Genomic DNA, 23936 nt, shown 5'->3' with positions numbered 1-23936 from the left:
CTTGACATGGAGCCTCCAGCGGGCATGACTTTTCGCGATTGGGCGATACTGGAAAGTCGGTATCGCGTGGCTAACCAGCCTATCATGCCCGCCTCTCCATGTAAAGTCCTTTAGCGGACATGTACGCGGTCAGGGAAGTGCACCGTGAGTTGCAGCAAGATTTGTCCCCAGTTTTGAACACGACCTGTCCACTTGCGAAGAACGTCCATTGTCGCAAGATACAGCATCTTGAGCAGCGATTCATCGTTCGGAAAAATACTTTTTCCCTTTGTGACTTTACGAAGCTGGCGGTGGTAGCTTTCAATCATATTCGTCGTGTAGATTAATTTACGCAGTTCTGGCGAGTATTTAAAAAACGTTGCGAGTTCATCCCAATTGTTTCGCCATGAACGTATGATCAGTGGATATTGCTTGCCCCAAACCGCCTCAAATTGTTCCAATTCCTGCAAAGCAGCTTCCTCCGTTGGAGCGGTATAAATCGGGCGTAGCGCGGCAGTAACCTTCTTCAAATCTTTGTAGGATACGTATTTGATTGAATTGCGGATTTGATGGATGATACACTTCTGAATCTCTGTCTGCGGGTAGCATGCGGCAATGGCATCGCTAAATCCTTTCAGATTATCGACGCAGATGATGAGAATGTCTTGGACGCCGCGATTCCTCAGATCGGTTAGAACACTCAGCCAGAACTTCGCGGACTCGTTCTCGCCAATCCAAATGCCTAGTACATCCTTGTAACCCTCTAAATCAATGCCTACGACCATGTAAGCGGCTTTGTTGATAATTTGCCCGTCCTGCTTCACTTTGAAGTGAATGGCGTCCATGAAGACGACGGAATAGACATTTTGTAAAGGGCGATTCTGCCATTCTTTGATAAGCGGCATAATTTTAGCCGTTACATTGGAAATGAGTGTTGGGGAGACGTCGATGCCGTACAACTGGTTTAGATGATCCTGGATATCTCTTGTGCTCATTCCTTTGGAGTACATGGATATGATCTGATCCTCGATGCCGGTGACCTGTGTCTGATGCTTCTTGACAACCATCGGTTCAAATTCGCCGAGTCGATCACGTGGGACTTCAATTTCGACCTCACCATACTCCGACGTTACTGTTTTCTTGCTATGTCCGTTGCGGCTATTGCGAGTCTCCTTATTCTTTATATCATGCTTGGCGTAGCCGAGTTCCGTTTCCAGTTCGGCTTCCAACATTTCCTGAAGTGTCTCCGCAAAGAGTTCCTTCAACGTTTTCTGTACGTCTTCGACGGTTTTCAAGTTATTGTCTTTGATGAATTGGCGCAGTTGATCTTTTGGTAGTAATTTCATGATGTGTTCTCCCTCAACCTTTCGTTAATCTCCATTGTAATAGATTTAGGTTTGAGAGTTTACACAAAATATTTTACAGTCCCGGGTTCCGACTCCCCTCGCCTCCACCAATACTATGTGAAAGGACACCTCGAGGGGTGTCTTTTTGCTTTTCTAGCTCTTGTAAAAATCCATGTGTCCATGTCGGACTTTGTGAATCGGATTTTTATTTTATACATAACCAAGTATTATTTAGGTTCAAAACCGAAATCAGTGCTTGACGAATTGATCGAAGGCTAAATATGGAAAAACATCTGCTAATCCTGTATTGTTGTAAGTCCTACCCAACAACAAAGAGGAATAAACAGATGCAAACTCAGTATATCAATGAAATGCTCGACTTACCAGAGCTGAAAATTAAACAAATTCTGTCCATCGATGCCGATGAACTTCACATAGAAGCTCTACCCGTGGACGCCAAGCAATGCTGTCCATGCTGTAAGTCCATTGAACATGTCGTCCGCAAGGGAAGAAATGAACCGCGGATCGTCCGGCATCTTTCCGTATTCGAAAAGCAAACCTACCTGCACGTGCCGTCGATTCGGATGTATTGTACGCGCTGTGAAGCCGGATTTGTGTGGGCGTACGAATTTGTCGGTCCCAAGCAGCGCTACAGCCGACTCTTTCGCTCCCAGACGGTCGAACAAGCGCTGGGGTCCACGGCCGCGCATAGCGCCCGGATGCAGCAAACACCGGCCAGTACCGTACAGCGCATGCATAACGAGGCGGTGCCAGTGGAGTGCGAGCGGATCTACGAACGTGTCTGGGAAGAAGCGCAAGAAACGTCCGGATTGGTTCTGGGGATCGACGACTTTGCCATCAAGAAAGGCCATACGTATAACACCGGCATTCACAACCTCAAAGGCGAGACGATGCTGGACTTGCTGCCCGGTCGAAAGCTGGAGGAACTGCGGGCGTATTCGCAAGAGCATCCTGGCTTCCTGCTGTTGAACCCGAAGGCGGTGGTCATGGATTTAGCTCAGGCGTATCACACGTGGATTCGCGAGTGTTTTCCAAAAGCGATTCGCATTGCCGATCGTTTTCATGTTCACGGTTACGTCATCGAAAGCGTGCAGGCGGTTCGGAAAACCGTGCAGAACACCCTGTCGCCACGGGCGAAGGCTTATCTGAAAGCGAACCATCGGTTGCTCAATCCGCCAGCGGAGTCGCTTGATGAAAAAAGCCGCGAACGTTTGGAAACGCTGCTCCATTACTCCCCTCTACTGCGCGGCGTGTGGGAATGGAAAGAAGCATTTACGACGTGGTACAACTGCTCGCCGAATCTTGCCATTGCCCAATTGGGATTTGAGCGTTGGTGTGAGCAGGGCGATCGGATTGATCACCCCGCCGTCCAAAGCACCCTGAAGACCATGCGCAACTGGAAAGAGGAGATCGTTAACTACCATCAATGCCGCTGGACAAATGCGACTGTAGAAGGCCGCCACAATCGCATCAAAGCCTTTCAGCGCCGCCACTACTTTACACGAAATCGCAGTCGCTATAAGGCTGGCATTCTGATCGAATGCAACCGACATCGGATGTTCGGCTAATTGTCAAGCACTGATTTTGAGATTGAGCCATTATTTAATAATTGAGTTATCTTGAATTGAGAGGAGGTGAAGAATTTTTTAGGATAGAGCATTCGGTCAAAAGTCACTTTGGGGAGTGATTAAACTACGGAAAATTTTGATGAAGTATGGAGCAGGTATGAGACAAAAATAAAAAAGATAATCTATTCTAAGTACGCTATTTCAGATGAGTTTCGTAGACGGCATTTCGATGATTTATTGCAAGAAGCTCGAATAGCATTATTTCAATCAATTCAAGCTTTTGATAAAAGCAAAGCGGGCTCATCAAAAGATTCTTTGTGGAGTTACGCAGTAAGAAGAATTGAAGGTAGATTGAAGGATGAACTGAGCCGTAGTACTGGTTCAATATCTGCCCCGCTTCGAATAAAAACGCTTGCAGCCAAAATTAAGACATTGGAGCATGCCGTTCATGACAAACAATTACATTCTAAATTGGGTATCGACGTACGTAAGGTTAAAAAAGCAGTTGAGTATTTAAAAAACGATAAATCGGTTTCTATTGACGATTTGATATTTAGTAAGAAGAGAGGTGAGAGCAGATATACCTTACTTGAGGTTTTGAGTGAGTCTGCGAATGCATATGAGGATTACTTCATTCAAGAATTTAATAGTCTTCTAGACTCTAAAGAAAAGGAAGTACTTTTCTACCTACTTAATGATTATTCAAAAGAAGAATTACCTCAATTAATTGGTAGAGATCGAAACCAAATTGATCAAATTGTAGCTTCTCTCGGTATTAAAGCGGACGTTTACTTCGATTTAGAACATAAAAAAACGGAGGATATAAAAATGACTTTAAAAAAGAGCAGTTCAAAGTCTCTAAGTGAAAGTCAGTATATCGAACTTAAGGGACAAGGCATTTCTGACAAAGAGATTGCTCGACGCCATAGAATGAGCCCGACCACTTTAAGGAAGCTTAGAAATCAATGGTCGGATTCTTCTTCCGCAGGGTTAATGGTAAATCAGTCTAGTACCAGTTCCATGAACACTGTAAGTTTGGAAGAGTTTAATGCACTCCAGAGAGCATACCAAAATTTAAAGTATGAATATGAACTGCTTTGGAGATATCATAAACAGTCTTTATTAAGAATGGAGAGTCCGTATCTTTGGACTGAATAAACCGTTTGCAGGAGCGGGCATGATAAGTTGACAACGGATACCGTTTTATGGAACCGTCGCATCGCTAATCATCATGCCCGCAGTGTTTCCAAGTCAAAATTGTAGTATGAAATTGAATTAATTTAAAATTACCCCCTAGAATTTGGGTGACGCATTCATCGTAGGTGACATCAAACTTGATGCTGTTCTTCAGTAGCTAATAGATCAAACAGATGATAAAATTATGTGAGAAGTTCATATTTAGGTTGTTTGGTTAGCGGTCGCAGTTTAGTTTTAATCAGTCATATATTTCTGATGATGATTTGCCAAAAACAATTGCAAGTAATGGGACTGTAAAATATTTTGTGTAAACTCTCAAACCTGATAAAATGAAAGTAATAGAAAGGTTGGGGAGCACACATGGGATTATGGAGTAAAGAGCAGCTTAGGGCCTTCATTAAGGAGAACAAGCTGGTGACCGCACAGGACGCGCAGAATGCTTTGAAAGACTTATTTGCCGAGACGCTGCAAGAGATGCTGGAGGCCGAGATGGAAACGCATCTGGGCTATGAGAAGCATGACGTGAAGAACAAACAGACGACCAACAGCCGCAACGGAAAGAGCAAGAAGAAGATCACCAGCGAATACGGCGATCAGGAGATTGCCGTGCCCAGGGATCGTCTGGGCGAGTTCGAGCCGCTCGTGGTAAAGAAGCACCAATCCAACGTCACCGGCATCGAAGATCAGATTATGGCCTTATACGCCAAAGGCGTGAGCACGCGGGAAATCCAAGATCACCTGCAGAATCTGTACGGTATCGACGTTTCGCCGACGATGATCTCGAACGTCACGAACAAAATCGTTCCGCTCATCAAGGAGTGGCAGAACCGTCCGCTGCAAAACGTGTATGCCGTCGTCTTCCTTGACGCCATTCACTTTAAGGTCAAGCAAGACGGCGCTATTGTGAACAAGGCCGCCTACATGGTCATCGGCATCGATCTGGATGGTAACAAGGATGTGCTGGGCATGTGGATCGGCGAGAACGAATCGGCCAAGTTCTGGCTCAGCGTCCTAAACGACCTAAAGAATCGCGGCGTACAGGATATTCTCATCACCTGTGTCGATAATCTTACCGGTTTCTCTCAGGCCATTACCGCCTGCTATCCGAAGACGGAGATTCAAAAGTGTATCATTCACCAAATCCGCAACTCGACTCGCTACGTGTCCTATAAGGATCTGAAGAAGGTAACAGCTGATCTGAAGCCGATCTACAAAGCGGCGACGGAGGAGATGGCGCTTATGGAGCTGGATCGTTTCGAGGAAACATGGGGCGCTAAATATCCGCTCATCATCCGTTCGTGGCGCAGCAATTGGGACGAGCTGGCTACCTTCTTCAAGTACCCTCCCGAACTGCGCAAGCTCATCTACACCACCAATATGATTGAGAGCTATCATCGTCAGCTTCGCAAGGTAACGAAGGGAAAGAGCATTTTCCCCAGCGACGAGGCTCTTCTGAAGATGCTTTATCTTGTAACCATGGATGTCACCCGTAAATGGACGGGGCGTGTCCAAAATTGGGGACAGATGCTGCTGCAGCTATCCGTTTTCTTTCCGGATCGAATCGGGCAGCACTTGCCGTAAGGGGCCAATCTCCCCTAGGGCAGATTCCTTTATACATGAGTTTACACAAAATTATTGACAGACCCTCCAATCTCTTGTCCCTTGGGTTTTAAGGAACTGTTTGTAACAATCAATCTTTCTCCACGATACAAAGATTGAATATTTAATTGTTCTTTTAGTCGTTCGTGGAGCTTGAAACTTTGGTATTCGGTTGAATCCTCAACAAAGATACTGGCTTCGATTGTTTATCGCAAAATAAAAGTGCCGAGAATTGCAGCGTAAAAATGCCGAGAAAATTGCCGACTTGATCGGCAATAAAAAAGGCACTTGTCAGCACTCCAAAATCCTCCTATCGTTAAGTTTGCTTAAGACTGACGAAGGAGAGACTCGAAAGGATGCTGAAAATGCCTCAACAACAATATATCAGATTTTTGCGAGAAGCAGAAGGTTGCTCCATTCAAGAGATCGCCGATCGGGTTGGTGTCCACTGGCGAACCGCTAAAAAATATGCGGATCAGGACAACTGGAACCTCCGGATGACCAATAGAAAAAGCCGTTCCCCTGTCATGGGACCCTATATGGAAATCGTTGATGCCTGGTTAGAAGAAGATCGATTGCTTCCCCGGAAACAGCGGCATACCGCTGCTCGTATCTTCCAACGGTTGCGCGACGAGTACCAGTTTCCCGGTAGCGAACGCACCGTTTCCACCTATGTGAAACGGCGCAGGACCGAGATGGAACTGGAACGGGCCAAAACGTACGAACGGCTCGAGCATCCGCCGGGTGAAGCACAAGCAGACTTCACGACCATGGAAGTGTGCCAAAACCAGAAGCTGGTTTCCTATAAATTGTTCGTCCTCTCGTTCCCGTATAGCAATGCGGCCTTTGTGTACCCGGTGCCGTCCGAAAACCAGGAATGCTTCCTCGAAGCAATGAAACAGGTCTTCGACCAGATCGGCGGGGTTCCGCAGCGCATCTGGTTCGACAATCTTTCTGCTGCCGTCGTGCACATCGAAAAACAAGGTGAACGGCAGCTGACAGACATGTTCCGCAGATTCTGCGCCCATTACCGATTTGAAGCGGTGTTTTGCAACCCGTACAGCGGCCATGAAAAAGGACATGTGGAAACCAAGTGCGGATACTCGAAGCGAAACTGGGCGGTGCCGATTCCGCTGTTCACAAGCCAAGAGCAGCTTACCGCTCACTTCACGGATCAGGCCGAGCAGGATCGCAAACGCCACCATTATGTCAAAGAGAGACAGATCGAGGAATTATGGCAGGAAGAAGAAAGACGGCATCTGCTGCAGTTGCCGGAGGAACCGTTCGAAGCATTCCGGCTGCAAACCGCGGTGGTGAACAAATACGGCGAAATCCAGGTGGATGATGCGGTCATTCCATTGCTGGGACAAGCTTCTCCCGGTACAGAAGTGATGGCGCAGCTGTTTTGGGATCGTATTGTGGTGCTCGACCACCAGCATGAACCGATGCGGACGGTGCCAAGGCCGTACACCGGAAAGACAGCGGACATTCCTTGGTCGCAGGTGTTTGCGGGCTGGCTGCGAAAACCGCGCAGCGTGACCCACTCCCAGTTTTTACGGATGCTGCCTGAAGTGCTGAAAACTTATGTGACGGTTCCCGATGTGGATATACGCAAAGAACGGCTACAGGGGTTGCACTACTTAAGCAGTGTGTACACGCTGGAGCAGATTACTAATGCTCTTAACATGACTGGGCTTGCAGAAGACATTTCTGGCATCACGGCCTTTCTTGGCATGAAACACGGCAGCCGGAATGTGCCGGCGTCTTGGTCCGAGACGTTGTCCCCGCCGGGAACACGAACAGAGCCCAGATTAGATCGGTATGACCGGTTGATGGGGGTGATGTGAGATGGCGGTGGAACTGACGAATCTGCGCCGACAGCTGCGTTTGGCGCACATTGCCGAATACGTCTCTGCCCAGCAAAGCGAGCAGTTGCTGCAGTTGGTACAGGAACTGCTGGTTGCCGAACTGGACGGCAGACGGCGGGCCAAATTGGGCAAACTGGTCCAGCAGGCGGGATTTCCGCATCTGAAAACCTTCGAGGGATACGTAACGGATCACATTGTCTTCCCGCAGGGAGGAAGTCTGGATACCTTGCGGCAGCTGGAATGGCTGGAACGCAAGGAAAACCTGCTGCTGATGGGAGCTGTGGGTACGGGGAAGACGCATATGGCAATTGCTTTGGGCGTGGAAGCGTGCCGACGGGGCAAAGCGGTGCAGTTTTACCGTTCCAGTGATCTGGTGGCTGTTCTACAAGAGAAATTTGCTTCCGGAACACTCAGTAAGTTTCGGGAGAAGCTGAGGAAGATGGATTTGCTGATTCTCGATGAGGTGGGATACGTCCCGTTCAGCCAAACGGGCTCAGAACTACTGTTTAACGTGATTGCGGATTGTTACGAACGGCAAAGCGTGATTGTGACGTCTAATCTGGAATTTGGACAATGGACGAGTATTTTTGGGGACACGAAATTGACGTCAGCGCTGGTGGACCGGCTTGTACACCACGCTCACATTCTCTCGTTTACCGGAGATAGTTTCCGTCTGAAACAGGCGATGGAACGAATTCCGGGTTGATGATTCTACTGGCAAGTGTCTGTCGGCATTTTTCGCTGCCGAAATTAGCATTTTTCTCTTGCGAAAAACACTTCGATGAAGACGTTTTGTCCATACCTGCGTAATAACCCATAAATGATTCTTTCCGGAGACTTAGTATAAATCATCTCATCAATGATGTATCTTTCGAATCCGGTTTTACCACTAATGACAGAATAGTCATAATTAAATAACAAAAAATTTAATCATCTGGTGGTAGGATGAAAGGATCCGTACAACTTCGGAAATATCTTGCTTCAACTTTTCGTATCCTGTATATTCTGTCCAATGAAGCCTGAGAAGGCCATCACGCATTTTTTGTGACAATAATTCGAACACTGGTGATGCATACAGGTTATTCGGAATGGATAAAGCCCCCATCAAGTTAGGTTTATCTTTTCGTTTTCCACTTTCATCAAAAAAGACGTTTAAAGTTTCGGTTTTCAGACTTCTCATGGTCTACCTCCACAGTTGTGATTAAAACAGCTTTACATTGTGAAGGACTTTGTGTATCATTGAAGCAGCAATTGCGGTCGCGATGATTACAATTCCGAAGCCGGAAGCCAAGGAGTCCGCTGCACAAAGCGGATTTGCGGAAGAACTGAAAGCAGGATATGATGCGTTGAAGCATCATAAAGGCTTGGTGGCTCTTCTTTGGGTTGGCGGGATATACATTTTTGCTTTTATGCCTATCAATGCGTTATTTCCTCTAATGACAATGGATTATTTCGGGGGAACGATCAAACATGCATCCGCCGCGGAAATTATTTTTGCTGTAGGCATGCTGGTAGGCGGTTTGCTGCTTGGCGCATGGGGAGGCTTCAAAAAGCGGGTTCTTACGATCATCACCTCCATATTTGTTATGGGGGCTGCCTTATCCATTGCAGGATTATTGCCCACCAGCGGGTTCATCGCTTTTATGGCATGCTGCGCCATGATGGGTTTTTCCGGGCCATTTTATAATGGTGTGCAGATCGCATTATTCCAGGAAAAGATTAAGCCGGAGTATTTGGGGAGAGTGTTTGGATTGTTTGGGAGCGTGATGGCTCTGGCCATGCCCCTTGGCTTGGTCATTTCGGGTGTTTTTGCAGATCAGATCGGTGTGAATCGGTGGTTTATGCTAACAGGTATCATGATGATCGGGCTTGCGGTGCTTTGTCTGTTCATTCCGGCAATGAAACAACTGGATCACCCGCAAGAGTCAGAGCAGTGACCCAAAGTAAATGGATCAGATGTTTTGCGGTAAAACCATTAGAATGACTAGATATAATCCTCCTGCAAAAAAACGTGCAAGAAGAAGACAACAAAGGAACATAGCCAATCTTAAGCCGTCATTGGACGGCTTATTTTAATGTTCATTTAAAAGCAAAGGGTAACTTGAGACCCTATGAATAGAATTAATATTCTGACGGTTTTGCATGTGCTAAACAAAAAAGATGTCTCATATATGTAAACTATAATAATTAGGAGGGGATATTTCTTGGAATTTCATCAGCACTATGATCCGATAGGTAATGCCTTTTTATCTACTCTGCTAGCAGCCGTACCCATTTTAACTTTATTGTATCTGTTGGCCCTGCATCCCCATAAAGATAAATTGGGCAAAAAGCATTATGGAATTTCAGCACCCAAGGCAGCTTTGATAGCAGCAATTGTAACCGTTTTCATGGCGATTTGGCTGGTAGATATGCCGGTGTCATCCGCTATAGCCGCTTTTGGCTATGGATCGTTCTTTGGATTGATGCCAATTGGCTGGATTGTTGTCGCGGCAATGTTTTTGTATACGATTACATTAGTGGGCGGCCAATTCGACATTGTCAAATCTTCTGTAGTTCAACTTTCTTCGGACAGACGTATTCAAACACTCCTCATTGCATTCTCCTTCGGGGCATTTATTGAAGGAGCGGCAGGGTTCGGCACTCCCGTAGCCATTGCAGGGGCCCTGATGGCCGGGCTTGGATTTCGCCCTTTGGTGGCAGCTGTCCTGTGTCTAATCGCTAACACGGCACCCGTCGCTTATGGAGCTTTGGGTACCCCCATCATTACTCTGGCCAATGTCACCGGGCTGCCTGAAATGGCCTTATCTGCGATGGCTGGGCGCCAGCTTCCATTTTTCTCGATTCTTGTCCCGTTTTGGCTGATTGCTACCATGGTTTTCATGCATAAGGGGAAGTGGAAACAGGTTTGGGAGATTTGGCCGGCCATTGTGGTAACGGGTGCCAGCTTCGCCATCACCCAATTTGCCGTTTCAAACTATGTCGGTCCCATGCTGGTCGATATCATTGCTGGGATTATCTCATTGATCGCCTTAGTGCTGCTTCTTAAAGTATGGCAGCCGAAAAACAAATTTTATCTTCCTGGAGAAGAGGAAGAAATCCAATCGTTAGAAAAGCAAACATCTTTGTATACATCCGGACAAGTAGCAAAGGCTTGGGCTCCTTGGGCGATTCTTACGCTTTTCGTGTTCTTGTGGGGACTTCCGCAATGGAAAAATTTATTAAACTCAATTCATCTTTTTGGAATTAAATCCTTATATGCCATCCCGGTGCCCTTTTTGGATAAACTGGTATTCCGCGGCCCGCCGCTTGTAACGGAAACCGTTCCTGAAGCCGCCATTTATAACTTTAACTGGCTTTCTGCAGCAGGAACAGGGGTGTTCTTTGCGGCAGTACTCAGCGGCCTCTTCCTCCGCTTGGGCAAAGACCAATGGAAACAATCGGTCGTAAGGACGGCGCAACGGATGAAAACGCCTTTAATTACAATCGCATTGGTATTAGGTTTAGGTTATACGACGCGATATTCAGGTTTAGATGCGATTCTTGGGTTAGCCTTTACCAAAACAGGTGTTTTTTACCCATTCTTTGCAGCCATGATCGGATGGCTCGGAGTATTTCTGACGGGGAGCGATACTTCTTCCAATGCATTATTTGGAAGTATGCAGACCATAACCGCGAAACAACTAGGGCTTGATCCTGTTCTTATTGCTGCATCTAACTCAACGGGCGGAGTTATGGGGAAAATGATTGATGCCCAAAGCATTGTCGTGGCAACTGCAGCTTGCTATGAAAATCGAACGGAAGGGGCAAATGCTGTAGGACCTATTTTCCGGGCGGTCTTTTTCCATAGTATCGCTTTGGCCGCATTAATGGGGATTTTGGTCATGCTGCAAGCCTACGTGTTCCCATGGATGATTCCTTCCTATTAGGACAGTTAAGAAAAAAACTTATTATAATCGTTACGGATCCGTATCATAATTGATACGGATTTTTTTAATTAACCCTCCTTCGGTCCTGCGTCATCTGGAGTCATTAAAACAACGGAGAAACCGACTGAGGAAGCCAGGGTACTCCCATTTTACCTTCGTTAGCTTGCACAAGAAGAATTGGGTCTAAGATAATTACAGATAATACCCGAGCACGAGGGTTTCTTTTAGCCCATCGGCTAGATAAATATATCGTTTATTGACAGCATTTTGAAGAGAAAACCCTGCATAACCGTGCATGAATTATCGGATAGGTGCATCCGGCTTCTGTTATGCTGTTCATAAAGGGAGCCATTCCTGTAATGAAGTAAATTGAGGTTTGAATGAAAAAAGCGTCTCCTGTATGCTGGGTCTTGGAATGGGACACATTCACTGCCCTAATTAAAAGGAGGACGCTCTACCATGAAGTATAAGCTGAAACAGAAGCAAAATCAACGAATTACAAGAATTTCCGAAAGAACGCTTGTCATCGGTGCGGACATTGCCAAGAAGATTCATGTAGCTCGTGCTGTGGACTTCCGTGGCCTTGAACTAGGCAAGGAATGCACTTTTTACAACGATCAAGAAGGGCTAATGAAACTAGCCTTGTGGATGAAGGAACTTCAGCAAGCTAATGCCAAAACGGAAATTGTATTTGGCGTTGAGCCTACTGGACACTACTGGTTCCCGTTGGCTGCATTCTTAGAAGGGCAAGGCATCAAAGTTGTAGTGGTGAATCCGCATCATGTAAACAAAACTAAAGAGCTGGAAGACAATTCACCGACCAAAAGCGACTACAAGGATGCTAAAGTCATTGCGGATTTAATCCGAAATGGCAAGTACTCTGAGCCCAGTCTTCCGACGAAGGAATATGCGGATTTGCGTATTCTGATGAATTTTCGAGAGAAGGTATCCATCAATCTCAAGCAAGTGAAGGCACGAATCGGGAACTGGTTCGATCGCTTCTTCCCAGAGTATTCCAGCGTATTTAAGGAATGGGACGGCAAGACCTCGCTTATGACCATGCGACGGTTTCCAACGCCAGAGGAGGTTGTCTCTACAGGCGCCAGAGGCATTCTCACACACTGGAAGACGGAAGTAAAGCGAGGCGTAGGCATCAAGCGAGCAGAGCAACTCTACGCTGCTGCAACGTCCTCCATTGGATTAACGGAAGGAACCATGGCAGCAAGGTTGGAATTATCCGCCCTATTAGAGCAGTTCGATCTGTTTATCAAGCAACTGGAGTCCACGATGCAGAAGGTGATGGAAATCCTGGAGAAAATTCCGGGAGCTGCACACATGCTAAGTATCCCAGGGGTTGGAGAAGTCACCGTAGCTGGATTTCTGGCTGAGGTAGGAGACCTGAACAAGTACGACCATGGCCAGCAGATCATCCGCCTGGCGGGTCTCAACCTGAAAGAGAACAGCTCTGGTAAACGTAAAGGGAAGACCGGCATCACCAAGCGAGGGCGATCTCGCCTCCGAGCGCTTTTGTTCCGTTGTATGATGCCGATGGTGGCCAAGAACGAAGTGTTCAAGGCTCTACACAAGCACTACACCACGCGGAGTCAGAATCCGCTGAAGAAAAAACAGTCGATCATCGCCCTATGTGGAAAACTCATTCGAATCTTATACACCTTGGGGACAAAGCAAAAAGAGTATGATGCAATCGATGTATTAGGACCCGTTCGACAAGCCCAGCTACAACGGAGTGCAGCTTAAAATTAATCAATGTCATCCTGAATTCTCACGTATTCATATGTGTACAACTTTGACAACGGAAGCACCGGAGAAGCCGAAGAACAATACACCATAAGGGCAACGACCCAGTAAGGGAGCAAGAATCGGCCTCCACCCCTTGAGAGGTAGAACGAAGGAATGTAAGGGCATAGACCCAGCGTGACATGGGAGGGTAAACCCCAAGGGTGAATGTGGAGATCCACTGTGCGATCATACCAATATATCCATAGTTTGGATAAAATCGAGTTCAAGCTCTATTCCCGCCACCGGCCCTTACAGAAAAAAATGTAATCTATTCAATTGTTCACCAATGTCTATCAACATCCTCAAGGCGTCAAAGTTGAAAAACTAAGAATGGGCGGGAAAACAGGAGAAAAAATTACTTTATAGTGGGAGGTCATATGAATGGATTTGCTTGCAAACTTGAATAGAGCCTTAAACTACATCGAAGAAAACCTTACTGGCGAAATAGACCTAAAGGAAGCGGCAGGGCTGGCTTATTGCTCGGAATACCACTTTTCAAGAATGTTTTCATTTCTTGCGGGCATAACGCTGTCGGAATACATCCGCCGAAGACGCCTTACGCTTGCAGCATTCGAGCTTCAAACCAGTGACATCAAAGTGATTGATGCGGCGGTAAAATACGGGTACAACTCGGCAGATGCTTTTACCCGGGCCTTTCAGGGCTTGCATGGTATTCCGCCTTCCGCGGCCAAACATCAGGGCTCATTATTAAAAGCCTATCCGCGCATGACCTTTCAATTATCCATTCAAGGAGGAAGTGCCATGAACTATCGTATCGTAGAGAAAGAACCATTTCGTATAGTAGGCATCATGAAAAGGGTTCCCATCATATTTAACGGAGTGAATCCGGAGATTACATCGATGTTTAAAAGTTTAAATGAGGAAGCCATCGATCAGCTTAAGAAGCTTTCGAATGTTGAGCCTTTGGGGCTGTTACAAGCATCCACGAATTTTTCCGAGGGCCGGATGGAGGAAAAAGGGGAGCTTGACCATTATATTGGCGTGGCTACAACCAAGGAGTGTCCGGATCACCTGGCTCAGCTGGAGGTTCCCGCCTCAACTTGGGCTGTATTCGAAGCTGTCGGACCGTTTCCCGATACATTACAGAATGTCTGGGGACGCATCTATTCCGAATGGTTTCCTTCTGCAAGCTATGAGCTGGCAAAGGGACCGGAAATTTTGTGGAATGAGAGTAAGGATATCACTTCACCTACTTTTAAAAGCGAAATATGGATACCGGTATTGAAAAAATAATTAAGGGCAAGACCCTATATATAGCTATTTCATGAGCAGAGCCCTCATTTCGGCGATGGTGACGAATCTTAATCGTCATTGTTCGCCGATTTTTTATTGGGCCAATTAACGGCGAAATTTAGCCCCAAAATGGCTTTCGGTCTAATCTTCGTGCGGATACAGGATCTTGAGCCCACTTTTTGCACATGAGTTACCTATAAATGGGCAACAGCATAGGATAAAAAGAGTAATGGATTATGAGAGGAGAATGAGCGTGTATCACAATTCATACGGTCAATGGTATAATCCAGTGTATTACTGGAGTTATAACGGATATCCTTACTACAATTCGAGCAATAATCATTGGAATAATCACAGGAATCCGTACTATAGAAACGTTAAATTAAAAGATTATGGAACTAAGCCGTTTGTCGTTAATATTGAAGAGGCTGCTAAGCAAAACACCACCTTCCGTACGGCTTTATGGACAGGAAAGCATTTGCAAGTTACCTTGATGAGTCTCAATGTCGGGGAAGATATCGGTTTAGAAATTCATCCGACAGTCGATCAATTTCTGCGAATTGAAGAAGGCCAGGGTCTTGTCCAGATGGGCAAAAGCAAAGAAGAATTGAACTTTCAAGAAAGAGTCTACGATGGCTATGCGATCATGATTCCCGCTGGAACATGGCACAATGTAACGAACATAGGTAACAGGCCGCTTAAGCTTTACTCGATCTACGCGCCGCCTCAGCATCCTTTTGGAACAGTTCATGAAACCAAAGCAGTGGCCATGGCTGCTGAAGAAAGCCATTACTAATTCTGATTTGGTGAAGAAAAAGCTCCAGTGCCTTTTGGCCCGGAGCTTATTATCTACTATACTAAAGTGCTTGTTTAATGACCTTTTTGTAATAGAGGACGGACAGTACTCCAAAAATTGAATATAATGCGGTATATAGTACCATAACCATAATCATCGGTGTCCAAACCTCTGTGCCAAATAAAACCATCCCGATTGGACTGCAAAATAGCTATGAAGCAGCCCCATGACTAAAGGAATTCCGAAATTAAAGATTTGCTTTACTTGAATTCCTTTGATCAAGTCCCCCTGTGTGAAGCCAAGCTTTCTTAGTATGGTATAATTGGATTTTTCGTTTTCGCTCTCATCCATTTGTTTAAAATAAAGGATACAACCGGATGTAATGAGGAAAGTTAAGCCTAAAAAGCCAACGGTAAACATGATAATCCCCATTGTTTGTTTCTGATGATTGCTCATGGCAAGCTGTGAATCATGATTACCATTAAAAGTCATTTTTTGATAAATCTCATTCGCTTCTTCAATCTTTGTTTCATCTTGAATATTAATGCCAATATAAATGGATGATTTTTTTGAATCGCCGGGTCGAGATCCTTCAATAATCGCTGAAATATGGATTCGTCCACAATGGCAACAGGCAGGCCGCCACTTGTGAAATAATATGAAATGAGGTATTCCTTCTTTAAACCTAAATATTTCTGCGGTATGACTTCATGCTGTCCTTTGAATTCGATTTGACCGGAACTTTTCAGTGGCATAAATTTTTGCAGCAAATCATAATAACCGGTAAAAAGAGTTTCATCTGGAGACAGATCGATGGTTTCAACGTCTTGATCACTGATTACCGGAAGTGTCATTACATTTGGATCAACGTTTAATCCATCTACATTTGCATCCAATATTTGCCCTACATTGGCATTTATTTGGATGACATCTATCACTTTTTCGCTGTATTGAATGTGATTTGCATCTAATTCTTCTTTAAATTGCTCTGCATCTTCTGTATTCGTCAACGAAAAATCGGCAGCGACATTATGTTCAGCAAATTTTTCAGCCGAATAGTATGAAATATAACTTAAAGATAACAAACCAATGGCCAGGGCAGATATGGTTGTAATGATGGTTAATAACAAGGCATTGGACTTCATACGAAACATAATGGATGACAAAGATAATACCTCATGAATATTTAAATAACCATCCTTCTTTTTTCTAATGAGATAAAAAATAAAACTAACCGTCCCTTTATAAAATAAGTATGTGCCGATAATGACAGACCCTAGGATAAAGATCATGGCAAGGAAAAGCTCTTTCGTAGATGTAAAGTCGCCATCAAATAATTTAGGGCTTGCTGAACAACATCAATTTGTACCTTCCCGTACCGAACATGCCTAGACCGTGATTTTCCGGTGGATTTTCAAGCGAAAAGGCTGTCGGAATGGGATAAATCTGAAAAAAGAGAAAAAAAGAACCCGTAGTCGCCGTTCCAGGTTCATTACCAGAAACTGGATGGCGATAACTGTTAAGCTCGTGTGAGCATTGCGGGTGCAAATTCGGCCCAGACCCAACTTGCGTTTGCCTTCGCCGAACTTTCCTTCTATCGCATTGCGCTTTGCCGCGTCTTGCTTCTCTTGTTTTCGATCATCGGCGTCACGTTGCTCTTTGGAAGGCCTGCCAAGTTTTGGTCCGCTTAGACGAATTCCGCGTTCCTTGCAGTAGTTCAGGTTTTCACGATTGCGATAGATTTTATCGGCCAGAATGACGGCGGGGTAATACCCAAACCGCTGTTTGTATGCTTCAACCGAAGCCTGCAGCGTGGTCGCCTCGTTGAAGTTGTCCCATTGTACCGTTTCGATCCAGGTGTAGCCATTCACCAGGCTGGTGGCGATTTTAGCGCCGAATTCCACGTTAGCGCCGGCTTTGCCGCGGACGATCGGACGAACATGCGGTTGTTCGATGCTCACAATGCGATCCGGTATGGTATGTGCCTTGTTCTTCATCATCTCGCGCTGCTGACGGTATAACTCCGAGATCACGAGAAGCTGGCGATATTGTCTTTTGCTCAGTACGGTAAGAGGTGTGTGTACCATGAGTCCTTCAATGATCCGCAAATCTCTGCCCACGTAGCCGAGTTGCTTCTTGACGGCTTTTCGAATCACTTTGGCTGACGCTTTTCGTTGCTTGGATACGCTCAGGAACTCTTTTCGGGCTTGCTCGCGGTAGGTTCGCGGCTTCTCCATCTGCCCGATAAGCGGATGGTGCAACACATCAATGATGTCTTCCAGAATTTCACGGGCATGGTTCAAAAGCCCCAGATCCGTCGGATATTTGATATCCGCTGGCGCGCATGTGGCATCCAGCATGAGGCTTCCCTTATTCGTGACGTTCGCAGTCTGTTCGGACGCTGGCGGCAAGACATGGAACCGCTTCGCTGTGTTCCGGGTTTTCTTAGCCGTGACTGGAACTTCTTCGGGTGCGGTGAGAGCTTCTCCCGCCTCCACCATGGTCAACTGAGAACCGCCAGTATCGTCGTCATCATTGTCTCGTCTCGATGATTTCTTGGATTTGGCAGCCTTTTCTTGTTCCGCTTTCAATGCCGCTTGGGCAATCCAATCGTTAACCTCGGCAATGATCTCGATGCCCAGTCGTTCCCTAAAATGCGTCATGAGTGAATGATGAAACGGTTCTTCATCCACATATTCCGTGTGGCCAATGAAGAACTGCAAATAGGGATTCTCCCGAATCTGCTGTGTTGTCTCGCGATCACTTATATTCAAGCGTTCCTTGATGATAAGGGAGCCAAGTGCGACACGAACGGAATATGCCTTTTGGCCGATGACAGGAGACTGAAAGGATTTTGAATATTTCTCTTCCACTTTATCCCAAGGAATGAACGAAGCTAACAGAACCCAGCGATTTGAAGGATTTAATTTTCCTCCAAAGGGCAAATAGAACTTTTCCAACAAATCCGCCATATTCCGATTAAGCGTGTACAATTTCGCTCACTCCATCTGCAAGGTTTTTTACCGATTTTCCATATTTCCCTTGCAGATAAATTCGACAGTAATGGTGAGAAATCCTTGTTGATTAAGAATTTTTGGTTTATTCAGCAAGCCCTAATTTAGACGAAAGATAATAGCCTGAAATGATGAATAGAATACCGAAAATCCCGATCATCATTTCAAGCAGGGATATTTTTTTCACTTCTGTTGTTGAAGTAACTCTAAATAAAGATAAAATGTTCTGCTTTTTAATAAATACATAATTCATGAGCATGATACAGATATAGATCACAATAAAAACAATCACTGTTTGTATAAAGGCTTGTGATGAAAAGGTAAGTGCTGCAATGGTATCCACAGCCGTAATTTTAAACAAAACCATGGTCAATAATTTGGAGCTGGCAAATCCGATAAAAATTCCAATGAATAAGGAACAGAAATAAAGGCTCAATCTCAAAATCAGTGCTTGACAATTAGCCGAACATCCGATGTCGGTTGCATTCGATCAGAATGCCAGCCTTATAGCGACTGCGATTTCGTGTAAAGTAGTGGCGGCGCTGAAAGGCTTTGATGCGATTGTGGCGGCCTTCTACAGTCGCATTTGTCCAGCGGCATTGATGGTAGTTAACGATCTCCTCTTTCCAGTTGCGCATGGTCTTCAGGGTGCTTTGGACGGCGGGGTGATCAATCCGATCGCCCTGCTCACACCAACGCTCAAATCCCAATTGGGCAATGGCAAGATTCGGCGAGCAGTTGTACCACGTCGTAAATGCTTCTTTCCATTCCCACACGCCGCGCAGTAGAGGGGAGTAATGGAGCAGCGTTTCCAAACGTTCGCGGCTTTTTTCATCAAGCGACTCCGCTGGCGGATTGAGCAACCGATGGTTCGCTTTCAGATAAGCCTTCGCCCGTGGCGACAGGGTGTTCTGCACGGTTTTCCGAACCGCCTGCACGCTTTCGATGACGTAACCGTGAACATGAAAACGATCGGCAATGCGAATCGCTTTTGGAAAACACTCGCGAATCCACGTGTGATACGCCTGAGCTAAATCCATGACCACCGCCTTCGGGTTCAACAGCAGGAAGCCAGGATGCTCTTGCGAATACGCCCGCAGTTCCTCCAGCTTTCGACCGGGCAGCAAGTCCAGCATCGTCTCGCCTTTGAGGTTGTGAATGCCGGTGTTATACGTATGGCCTTTCTTGATGGCAAAGTCGTCGATCCCCAGAACCAATCCGGACGTTTCTTGCGCTTCTTCCCAGACACGTTCGTAGATCCGCTCGCACTCCACTGGCACCGCCTCGTTATGCATGCGCTGTACGGTACTGGCCGGTGTTTGCTGCATCCGGGCGCTATGCGCGGCCGTGGACCCCAGCGCTTGTTCGACCGTCTGGGAGCGAAAGAGTCGGCTGTAGCGCTGCTTGGGACCGACAAATTCGTACGCCCACACAAATCCGGCTTCACAGCGCGTACAATACATCCGAATCGACGGCACGTGCAGGTAGGTTTGCTTTTCGAATACGGAAAGATGCCGGACGATCCGCGGTTCATTTCTTCCCTTGCGGACGACATGTTCAATGGACTTACAGCATGGACAGCATTGCTTGGCGTCCACGGGTAGAGCTTCTATGTGAAGTTCATCGGCATCGATGGACAGAATTTGTTTAATTTTCAGCTCTGGTAAGTCGAGCATTTCATTGATATACTGAGTTTGCATCTGTTTATTCCTCTTTGTTGTTGGGTAGGACTTACAACAATACAGGATTAGCAGATGTTTTTCCATATTTAGCCTTCGATCAATTCGTCAAGCACTGATTTCGGTTTTGAACCGAAATAAAGGATAAAGTTTTCGGCAGTAAGAATGGAGAATATTTTGCCTTTTGTCATGCCGAATAATTGAAATAAGCCAATTTCTTTGCTGCGCCGTTTAATGAAGATGTTATTGGCATATAAGAGAAAGATGGTCACAATGGCAACAAGTAATACGGATGCTGTTCGAATGGCAGCGGCACCTTTAATCGAGCCTTTTGTTGCCTCCATTGACGGGTCATATTGCAATGTGACAAAGGCAAAATAAAGGGCAACGGTAAAAATTAAGGCAAAGACATAAAGATAGTAATTTTTTAGATTTTTTTTCAGATTACGAAATATAAATTGTTTAATGCTCATGCTGCACCCCGCCCAATACACCTTGGGTTTTCATAATATCTTGAAAGAACGTTTGTCTCTTCACCTTTATTTAATTGTGTATACATCTGCCCGTCTGGAAGGCTTATCAGACCTATTCCGACGGTTCCGTTGTGGAATGGACCGGCGATGCGGGTTCGGATCAACCGGCTTCGGTGACCAAAGTAGCCCCGGGCGGCGGGCATAACGCAGGCGACCACCATGCCGTTTCTCATCAAGCCCAATCCAACTGGGTGCAATCTTCTGCCGCGTTAATCTCATGGTTAGCGCTTGTGTTAGCCATCGTTTCGATCGCAGTCGTTTCCCGCCGCAGAGCATCCAAGCTGTAAACTCGATCGTAAGGAGCGCGATGGCCATTGAGAGACAAGCATTATGAAGCGGAGCGGGGGGACCGGACTCGAAACCGGTTCGCCCTTCTTGTGATCATCATCCTTGTGATCGTTGCGATAGTTAACCATGTTCGGGCAGATACGAAAGAAACCCTGGACCGACCGGCTGCGGAAGATTTTTTTCTGGAGTCTTTGGAGGGGGAGTGGGTTCGGCTATCGGACTATCGGGGAAAGCCGGTGCTGCTGAATTTCTGGGCCAGTAGACGAAAAGAGGTAGAGGTGAAATGAAGAAAGCAAAGCTGTTGTTTATTACTGTCATCATAGGCATGATGGGGGTACTGGCCGGCTGCGGCAGTTCGAATCAGGCGGTCGATTCTTCGGGAAAGTCCATCGTTGAGTTTAAATATCCGGATAATCCGGGATTCGATTTGGTCTATCTTGCGGATGAACTCGGTTATTTTGAAGGAACCAGCACGAGACCGAAGTATGTCGGCGCCGTTGCCTCTCCGCAAATTATCCCGCTGGTGGGCACAGGAGATATCGATTTTGGAACAAGAATGGTGCCTCTTGTCATCTCCGCGATTTCCAGCGGTGCGGATATTAAAGTCATCTCCGCGGGAGGAAAAACGCTGGAAGAAGCGCCTCATATGAAGTATTTCGTTCGGAAGGACAGCGGGATTACGACAGCGAAGGATTTGGAAGGGAAGACCATCGGATTTAACAGCTTTGGAGCTTGCGCCGAATTCGTGTCGAAGAAATGGTTTAGAGAACAAGGCGTGGATGTAAGCAAGATCAACTTCCTCGTCGTACCGGAAACAAAGATGGAACAAACGCTGCTTCAAGGCGGAATCGATTTGGCCATCCTGCACGCTCCGCTGTCGGGGAAAGCGGAGAAAAACGAGGATCTTGTGAAGCTTTGGAGCGACTATGATCTTGACAAGGGGCTCGGCGGTATGGCTCCGTACAGCGTCAACGGGAAGTTTATGAGAGAGCATCCCGAAGCGGTGAAGGATTTCGTAACAACCATTGCGAAAACAGCGAACTGGGTTAACGAAAATCCGGAAGAAGCCAGGAAAATTATCGCCAAGCGTTTGGATATGGATGTCGAATTCATTGATCGGTTCGCTTATGTGGAAGATCTCGTCATTACTGAGCCCCCGATTCAATATTATATCGACATTCTTGAGAACGAGGGCATGATTCCGAAAGGAAAGATAAGCGTAAAAGACGTCTACACGAACGAATTTAATCCGTTTGCCGAGAAAGCAGCGTCCAGCGCCAGCGCCGTGACCGTAAAGTAAAGTTGAGGGGGGAATGAAATGGGACGTTTCATCAGGATCATCAGGTCATCTGCCGACCGAAGTTTAGGCATCATTCTTTTCTTACTGGTTTGGGAATTGCTGCCGACACTCGGCATTGTGAATAAAGCCTTCTTAAGCCCGCCGTCCAGCGTTGTCGTTTCCATTACGAAGCTGTTTTCGACCGGTAATTTATGGGTTCACGTGTTCGCCAGTCTTCAACGCTCGTTGTCGGGGCTGCTGTTGGCCATCGTAGCAGGCACGCTGCTTGGATTATTCTTGGGTTGGTTTAAGCGATTCGAAGCGATTGTCGATCCATTGCTTCAATTGTTTCGTCAAATATCGGCTTTTGCCTTGTTCCCCGTATTTATTTTATTTCTCGGAATCGGGGAAACTTCCAAAACTGCGATCATTCTATGGGCTTCTTTCTGGCCGATCCTGTTAAATACCGTAAGCGGTGTGAAATATGTCGACAAACTATTGATTGACTCTGCGAAATCCATGGGTGGCTCGCAAAGCTTCCTCTTTTTCCGGGTCATTCTTCCCGCTGCGGCGCCGAGCATCTTTACCGGCATTCGCCTGGGCGGAGCCTATTGTATTACAGCGCTGGTGGCTGCCGAGATGATCGGATCATCCGCAGGCCTTGGATTTTACATTTTAAATTCGCAGGAAATTTTCCAAATTCCCGATATGTATGCCGGCATTATTGTTTTGGCATTTCTGGGATTATTACTGAATTATATCCTCGCTGTGATTGAGGCCCGTTTCACCAGATGGAAGAAAGGACTCTCTGTCAATGCGTAATGCAGTACGCAAGGCCGGCAAACATGGGCCGGCCTTTTTTCTTTTATTGATGATGGCAATGCTCCTGGCCGGTTGTTTTCAGAATTCCTCGCCTCGCGGTTCTTCCCGTCCTCCCGTTGATCCAAATGTGTTTCGGATCGGTTATACCCCCAACAGCATGTTGTTGGCTGTCATGAAGAAAGGGGATTTGGAGTCGAGACTGACGGAGAAACATCATGTCGGATTAGAATGGGTTTTGTATGAGGACGATGTTTCTTTGTTTCAGGCCATTGAGGCAGGACAAGTGGACCTCGGGTCCGTGGGAGAAGCGGTTCCCGCTTTTCTTCACGACCCGGATACACCCATCGTTTATCTGGCTGCGGAGCCAAGCAATCCGGCGGCTTATGCGGTCATTGTTCCGCTGGATTCAACGATTTTCCAAGCCGGCGACTTAAAAGGGAAGAAGGTAGCGTTCGCTCCTAAAACGAATGAACATTTATTATTGCTGCAGGTGTTGGAAGAGGCCGGGTTGTCCATGAAGGATATAAAACCGAACTCGGAGCTTGGCCAGGAGCTGCTGGATGCCTATTCCAGCCACAAGGCTGACGCTTGGGTGATTTCGGAGCCCCTGATTAGTCAATTGGAGCCTCAGGGGATACGTATTGTTGTCGATGCGACCGGAAAAATAGGCACTCGGGATATTTACATTGCAGCCTCGGACCGTTATGCCCAAAGAGAGGAAATTTACAAGTCGGCATTGCAGATGATTCAGCGTCACGGGGAATGGACGATGACTAATATTCACGATGCCGCCGACATCTTAACGGAGCATACCGACATTGAACATTTGATGTGGCTCTCCTCGTTTGAGCGCAAAGCGTACGGCACCGCTCCCTTCCTTGACAGCATCGTATCGGGACAACAGAAGCTTTACGATTATTTGGCTTCCAAAAAGAACGGGCCGGGACTTTGAACGTCAAAGAAA

General features: G+C 46.4%; 20 protein-coding genes and 4 pseudogenes. 15 read left to right on the top strand and 9 right to left on the bottom strand.

Translation table 11 applies throughout. The annotated features are described in order from the left end of the window. Window positions 1–110 precede the first annotated feature (110 nt). Window positions 111–1325 carry an IS256 family transposase gene (locus tag EXW96_RS23960; protein ID WP_127607660.1) on the bottom strand — a complete coding sequence of 405 codons (1215 nt, stop codon included), beginning with the start codon at window positions 1323–1325 and terminating at the stop codon, window positions 111–113. A gap of 347 nt (window positions 1326–1672) precedes the next feature. Here EXW96_RS23960 and EXW96_RS23955 point away from each other — a divergent pair, with 347 nt between their 5' ends. The 3 genes from EXW96_RS23955 to EXW96_RS23945 all read left to right on the top strand — a co-directional run bounded on the left by EXW96_RS23955 (window position 1673) and on the right by EXW96_RS23945 (window position 5692). Continuing rightward, window positions 1673–2914, top strand: a complete 1242-nt coding sequence (locus EXW96_RS23955) for an ISL3 family transposase (protein ID WP_174349589.1) — start codon at window positions 1673–1675, stop codon at window positions 2912–2914. Between the two features lie 168 nt (window positions 2915–3082). Next, on the top strand, window positions 3083–4072 hold the full coding sequence (locus EXW96_RS23950) for a sigma-70 family RNA polymerase sigma factor (protein ID WP_174351662.1): 990 nt from the start codon (window positions 3083–3085) through the stop codon (window positions 4070–4072). A 399-nt stretch (window positions 4073–4471) separates the two neighbouring features. Next, window positions 4472–5692: an IS256 family transposase gene (locus EXW96_RS23945; protein ID WP_174351590.1), complete on the top strand. Its 1221-nt coding sequence runs from the start codon at window positions 4472–4474 to the stop codon at window positions 5690–5692. 154 nt (window positions 5693–5846) lie between these two features. On the opposite strand, the gene EXW96_RS23940 is transcribed toward EXW96_RS23945, so the two are convergent. Continuing rightward, on the bottom strand, window positions 5847–6008 hold the full coding sequence (locus tag EXW96_RS23940) for a hypothetical protein (protein WP_174351589.1): 162 nt from the start codon (window positions 6006–6008) through the stop codon (window positions 5847–5849). 58 nt (window positions 6009–6066) lie between these two features. Between EXW96_RS23940 and istA the strand changes: the two genes are divergently transcribed. Both istA and istB read left to right on the top strand, forming a co-directional pair. Next, window positions 6067–7557 carry an IS21 family transposase gene (gene istA, locus EXW96_RS23935; protein ID WP_174351588.1) on the top strand — a complete coding sequence of 497 codons (1491 nt, stop codon included), beginning with the start codon at window positions 6067–6069 and terminating at the stop codon, window positions 7555–7557. A 1-nt stretch (window position 7558) separates the two neighbouring features. Then, a complete protein-coding gene (gene istB, locus EXW96_RS23930; RefSeq protein ID WP_174351587.1) occupies window positions 7559–8284 on the top strand; it encodes an IS21-like element helper ATPase IstB in 726 nt (241 codons plus the stop codon). A gap of 204 nt (window positions 8285–8488) precedes the next feature. Here the strand turns inward: istB and EXW96_RS23925 are convergent, their stop codons facing one another. Beyond that, window positions 8489–8758 carry a hypothetical protein gene (locus EXW96_RS23925; RefSeq protein WP_174351586.1) on the bottom strand — a complete coding sequence of 90 codons (270 nt, stop codon included), beginning with the start codon at window positions 8756–8758 and terminating at the stop codon, window positions 8489–8491. Window positions 8759–8807: 49 nt separating this feature from the next. Between EXW96_RS23925 and EXW96_RS23920 the strand changes: the two genes are divergently transcribed. The 5 genes from EXW96_RS23920 (at window position 8808) to EXW96_RS23900 (ending at window position 15357) form a co-directional block, all read left to right on the top strand. Next, window positions 8808–9515: an MFS transporter gene (locus EXW96_RS23920; RefSeq protein ID WP_375256475.1), complete on the top strand. Its 708-nt coding sequence runs from the start codon at window positions 8808–8810 to the stop codon at window positions 9513–9515. A gap of 267 nt (window positions 9516–9782) precedes the next feature. Continuing rightward, window positions 9783–11507: an L-lactate permease gene (locus EXW96_RS23915; protein ID WP_074727723.1), complete on the top strand. Its 1725-nt coding sequence runs from the start codon at window positions 9783–9785 to the stop codon at window positions 11505–11507. Window positions 11508–11966: 459 nt separating this feature from the next. Further along, a complete protein-coding gene (locus EXW96_RS23910) occupies window positions 11967–13265 on the top strand; it encodes an IS110 family RNA-guided transposase (protein WP_375256441.1) in 1299 nt (432 codons plus the stop codon). 423 nt (window positions 13266–13688) lie between these two features. After that, on the top strand, window positions 13689–14561 hold the full coding sequence (locus tag EXW96_RS23905) for an AraC family transcriptional regulator (protein ID WP_062410036.1): 873 nt from the start codon (window positions 13689–13691) through the stop codon (window positions 14559–14561). 247 nt (window positions 14562–14808) lie between these two features. Then, window positions 14809–15357, top strand: a complete 549-nt coding sequence (locus tag EXW96_RS23900; RefSeq protein ID WP_174351584.1) for a cupin domain-containing protein — start codon at window positions 14809–14811, stop codon at window positions 15355–15357. 61 nt (window positions 15358–15418) lie between these two features. Here the strand turns inward: EXW96_RS23900 and EXW96_RS27905 are convergent. The 6 genes and pseudogenes from EXW96_RS27905 to EXW96_RS23870 all read right to left on the bottom strand — a co-directional run. Next, window positions 15419–16703, bottom strand: a pseudogene (locus EXW96_RS27905) (bacitracin ABC transporter permease); the annotation flags it as partial. Between the two features lie 42 nt (window positions 16704–16745). Beyond that, window positions 16746–18329: an IS5 family transposase gene (locus EXW96_RS23885; protein WP_174351661.1), complete on the bottom strand. Its 1584-nt coding sequence runs from the start codon at window positions 18327–18329 to the stop codon at window positions 16746–16748. Between the two features lie 142 nt (window positions 18330–18471). Continuing rightward, window positions 18472–18807 (bottom strand): annotated as a pseudogene (locus tag EXW96_RS28700) (bacitracin ABC transporter permease); the annotation flags it as partial. Window positions 18808–18829: 22 nt separating this feature from the next. Further along, window positions 18830–20071, bottom strand: coding sequence for an ISL3 family transposase (locus tag EXW96_RS23880; protein WP_174349589.1), 1242 nt, complete (start codon window positions 20069–20071; stop codon window positions 18830–18832). A gap of 107 nt (window positions 20072–20178) precedes the next feature. After that, a pseudogene (locus EXW96_RS23875) lies at window positions 20179–20523 on the bottom strand (FtsX-like permease family protein); the annotation flags it as partial. Further along, window positions 20513–20633: pseudogene (locus tag EXW96_RS23870) on the bottom strand (bacitracin ABC transporter ATP-binding protein); the annotation flags it as partial. The pseudogenes EXW96_RS23870 and EXW96_RS23875, both read right to left, overlap by 11 nt. A 21-nt stretch (window positions 20634–20654) precedes the next feature. Between EXW96_RS23870 and EXW96_RS23865 the strand changes: the two are divergent. The 5 genes from EXW96_RS23865 to EXW96_RS23845 are packed head-to-tail and all read left to right on the top strand — an operon-like array spanning window position 20655 to window position 23924. Further along, window positions 20655–20870 (top strand): hypothetical protein, encoded by a 216-nt coding sequence (locus EXW96_RS23865; RefSeq protein WP_174351493.1) that lies wholly within the window; start codon window positions 20655–20657, stop codon window positions 20868–20870. A gap of 27 nt (window positions 20871–20897) precedes the next feature. After that, window positions 20898–21158, top strand: a complete 261-nt coding sequence (locus tag EXW96_RS27900; protein ID WP_254611543.1) for a redoxin domain-containing protein — start codon at window positions 20898–20900, stop codon at window positions 21156–21158. After that, window positions 21155–22171: an ABC transporter substrate-binding protein gene (locus tag EXW96_RS23855; RefSeq protein WP_062410026.1), complete on the top strand. Its 1017-nt coding sequence runs from the start codon at window positions 21155–21157 to the stop codon at window positions 22169–22171. The genes EXW96_RS27900 and EXW96_RS23855 overlap by 4 nt, the downstream gene beginning before the upstream one ends. Window positions 22172–22189: 18 nt before the next feature. After that, on the top strand, window positions 22190–22972 hold the full coding sequence (locus EXW96_RS23850; protein WP_062410025.1) for an ABC transporter permease: 783 nt from the start codon (window positions 22190–22192) through the stop codon (window positions 22970–22972). After that, window positions 22965–23924 carry an ABC transporter substrate-binding protein gene (locus EXW96_RS23845; RefSeq protein WP_174351581.1) on the top strand — a complete coding sequence of 320 codons (960 nt, stop codon included), beginning with the start codon at window positions 22965–22967 and terminating at the stop codon, window positions 23922–23924. The genes EXW96_RS23850 and EXW96_RS23845 overlap by 8 nt, the downstream gene beginning before the upstream one ends. Window positions 23925–23936: the final 12 nt, after the last annotated feature.

The organism is Paenibacillus sp. JMULE4 (assembly GCF_013337105.1).
GTDB classification, from domain to species: Bacteria; Bacillota; Bacilli; order Paenibacillales; family NBRC-103111; genus Paenibacillus_G; species Paenibacillus_G naphthalenovorans.
The sequence above is the reverse complement of the archived record's forward strand: the minus strand, read 5'-3'. Positions and strand labels throughout refer to the sequence as shown.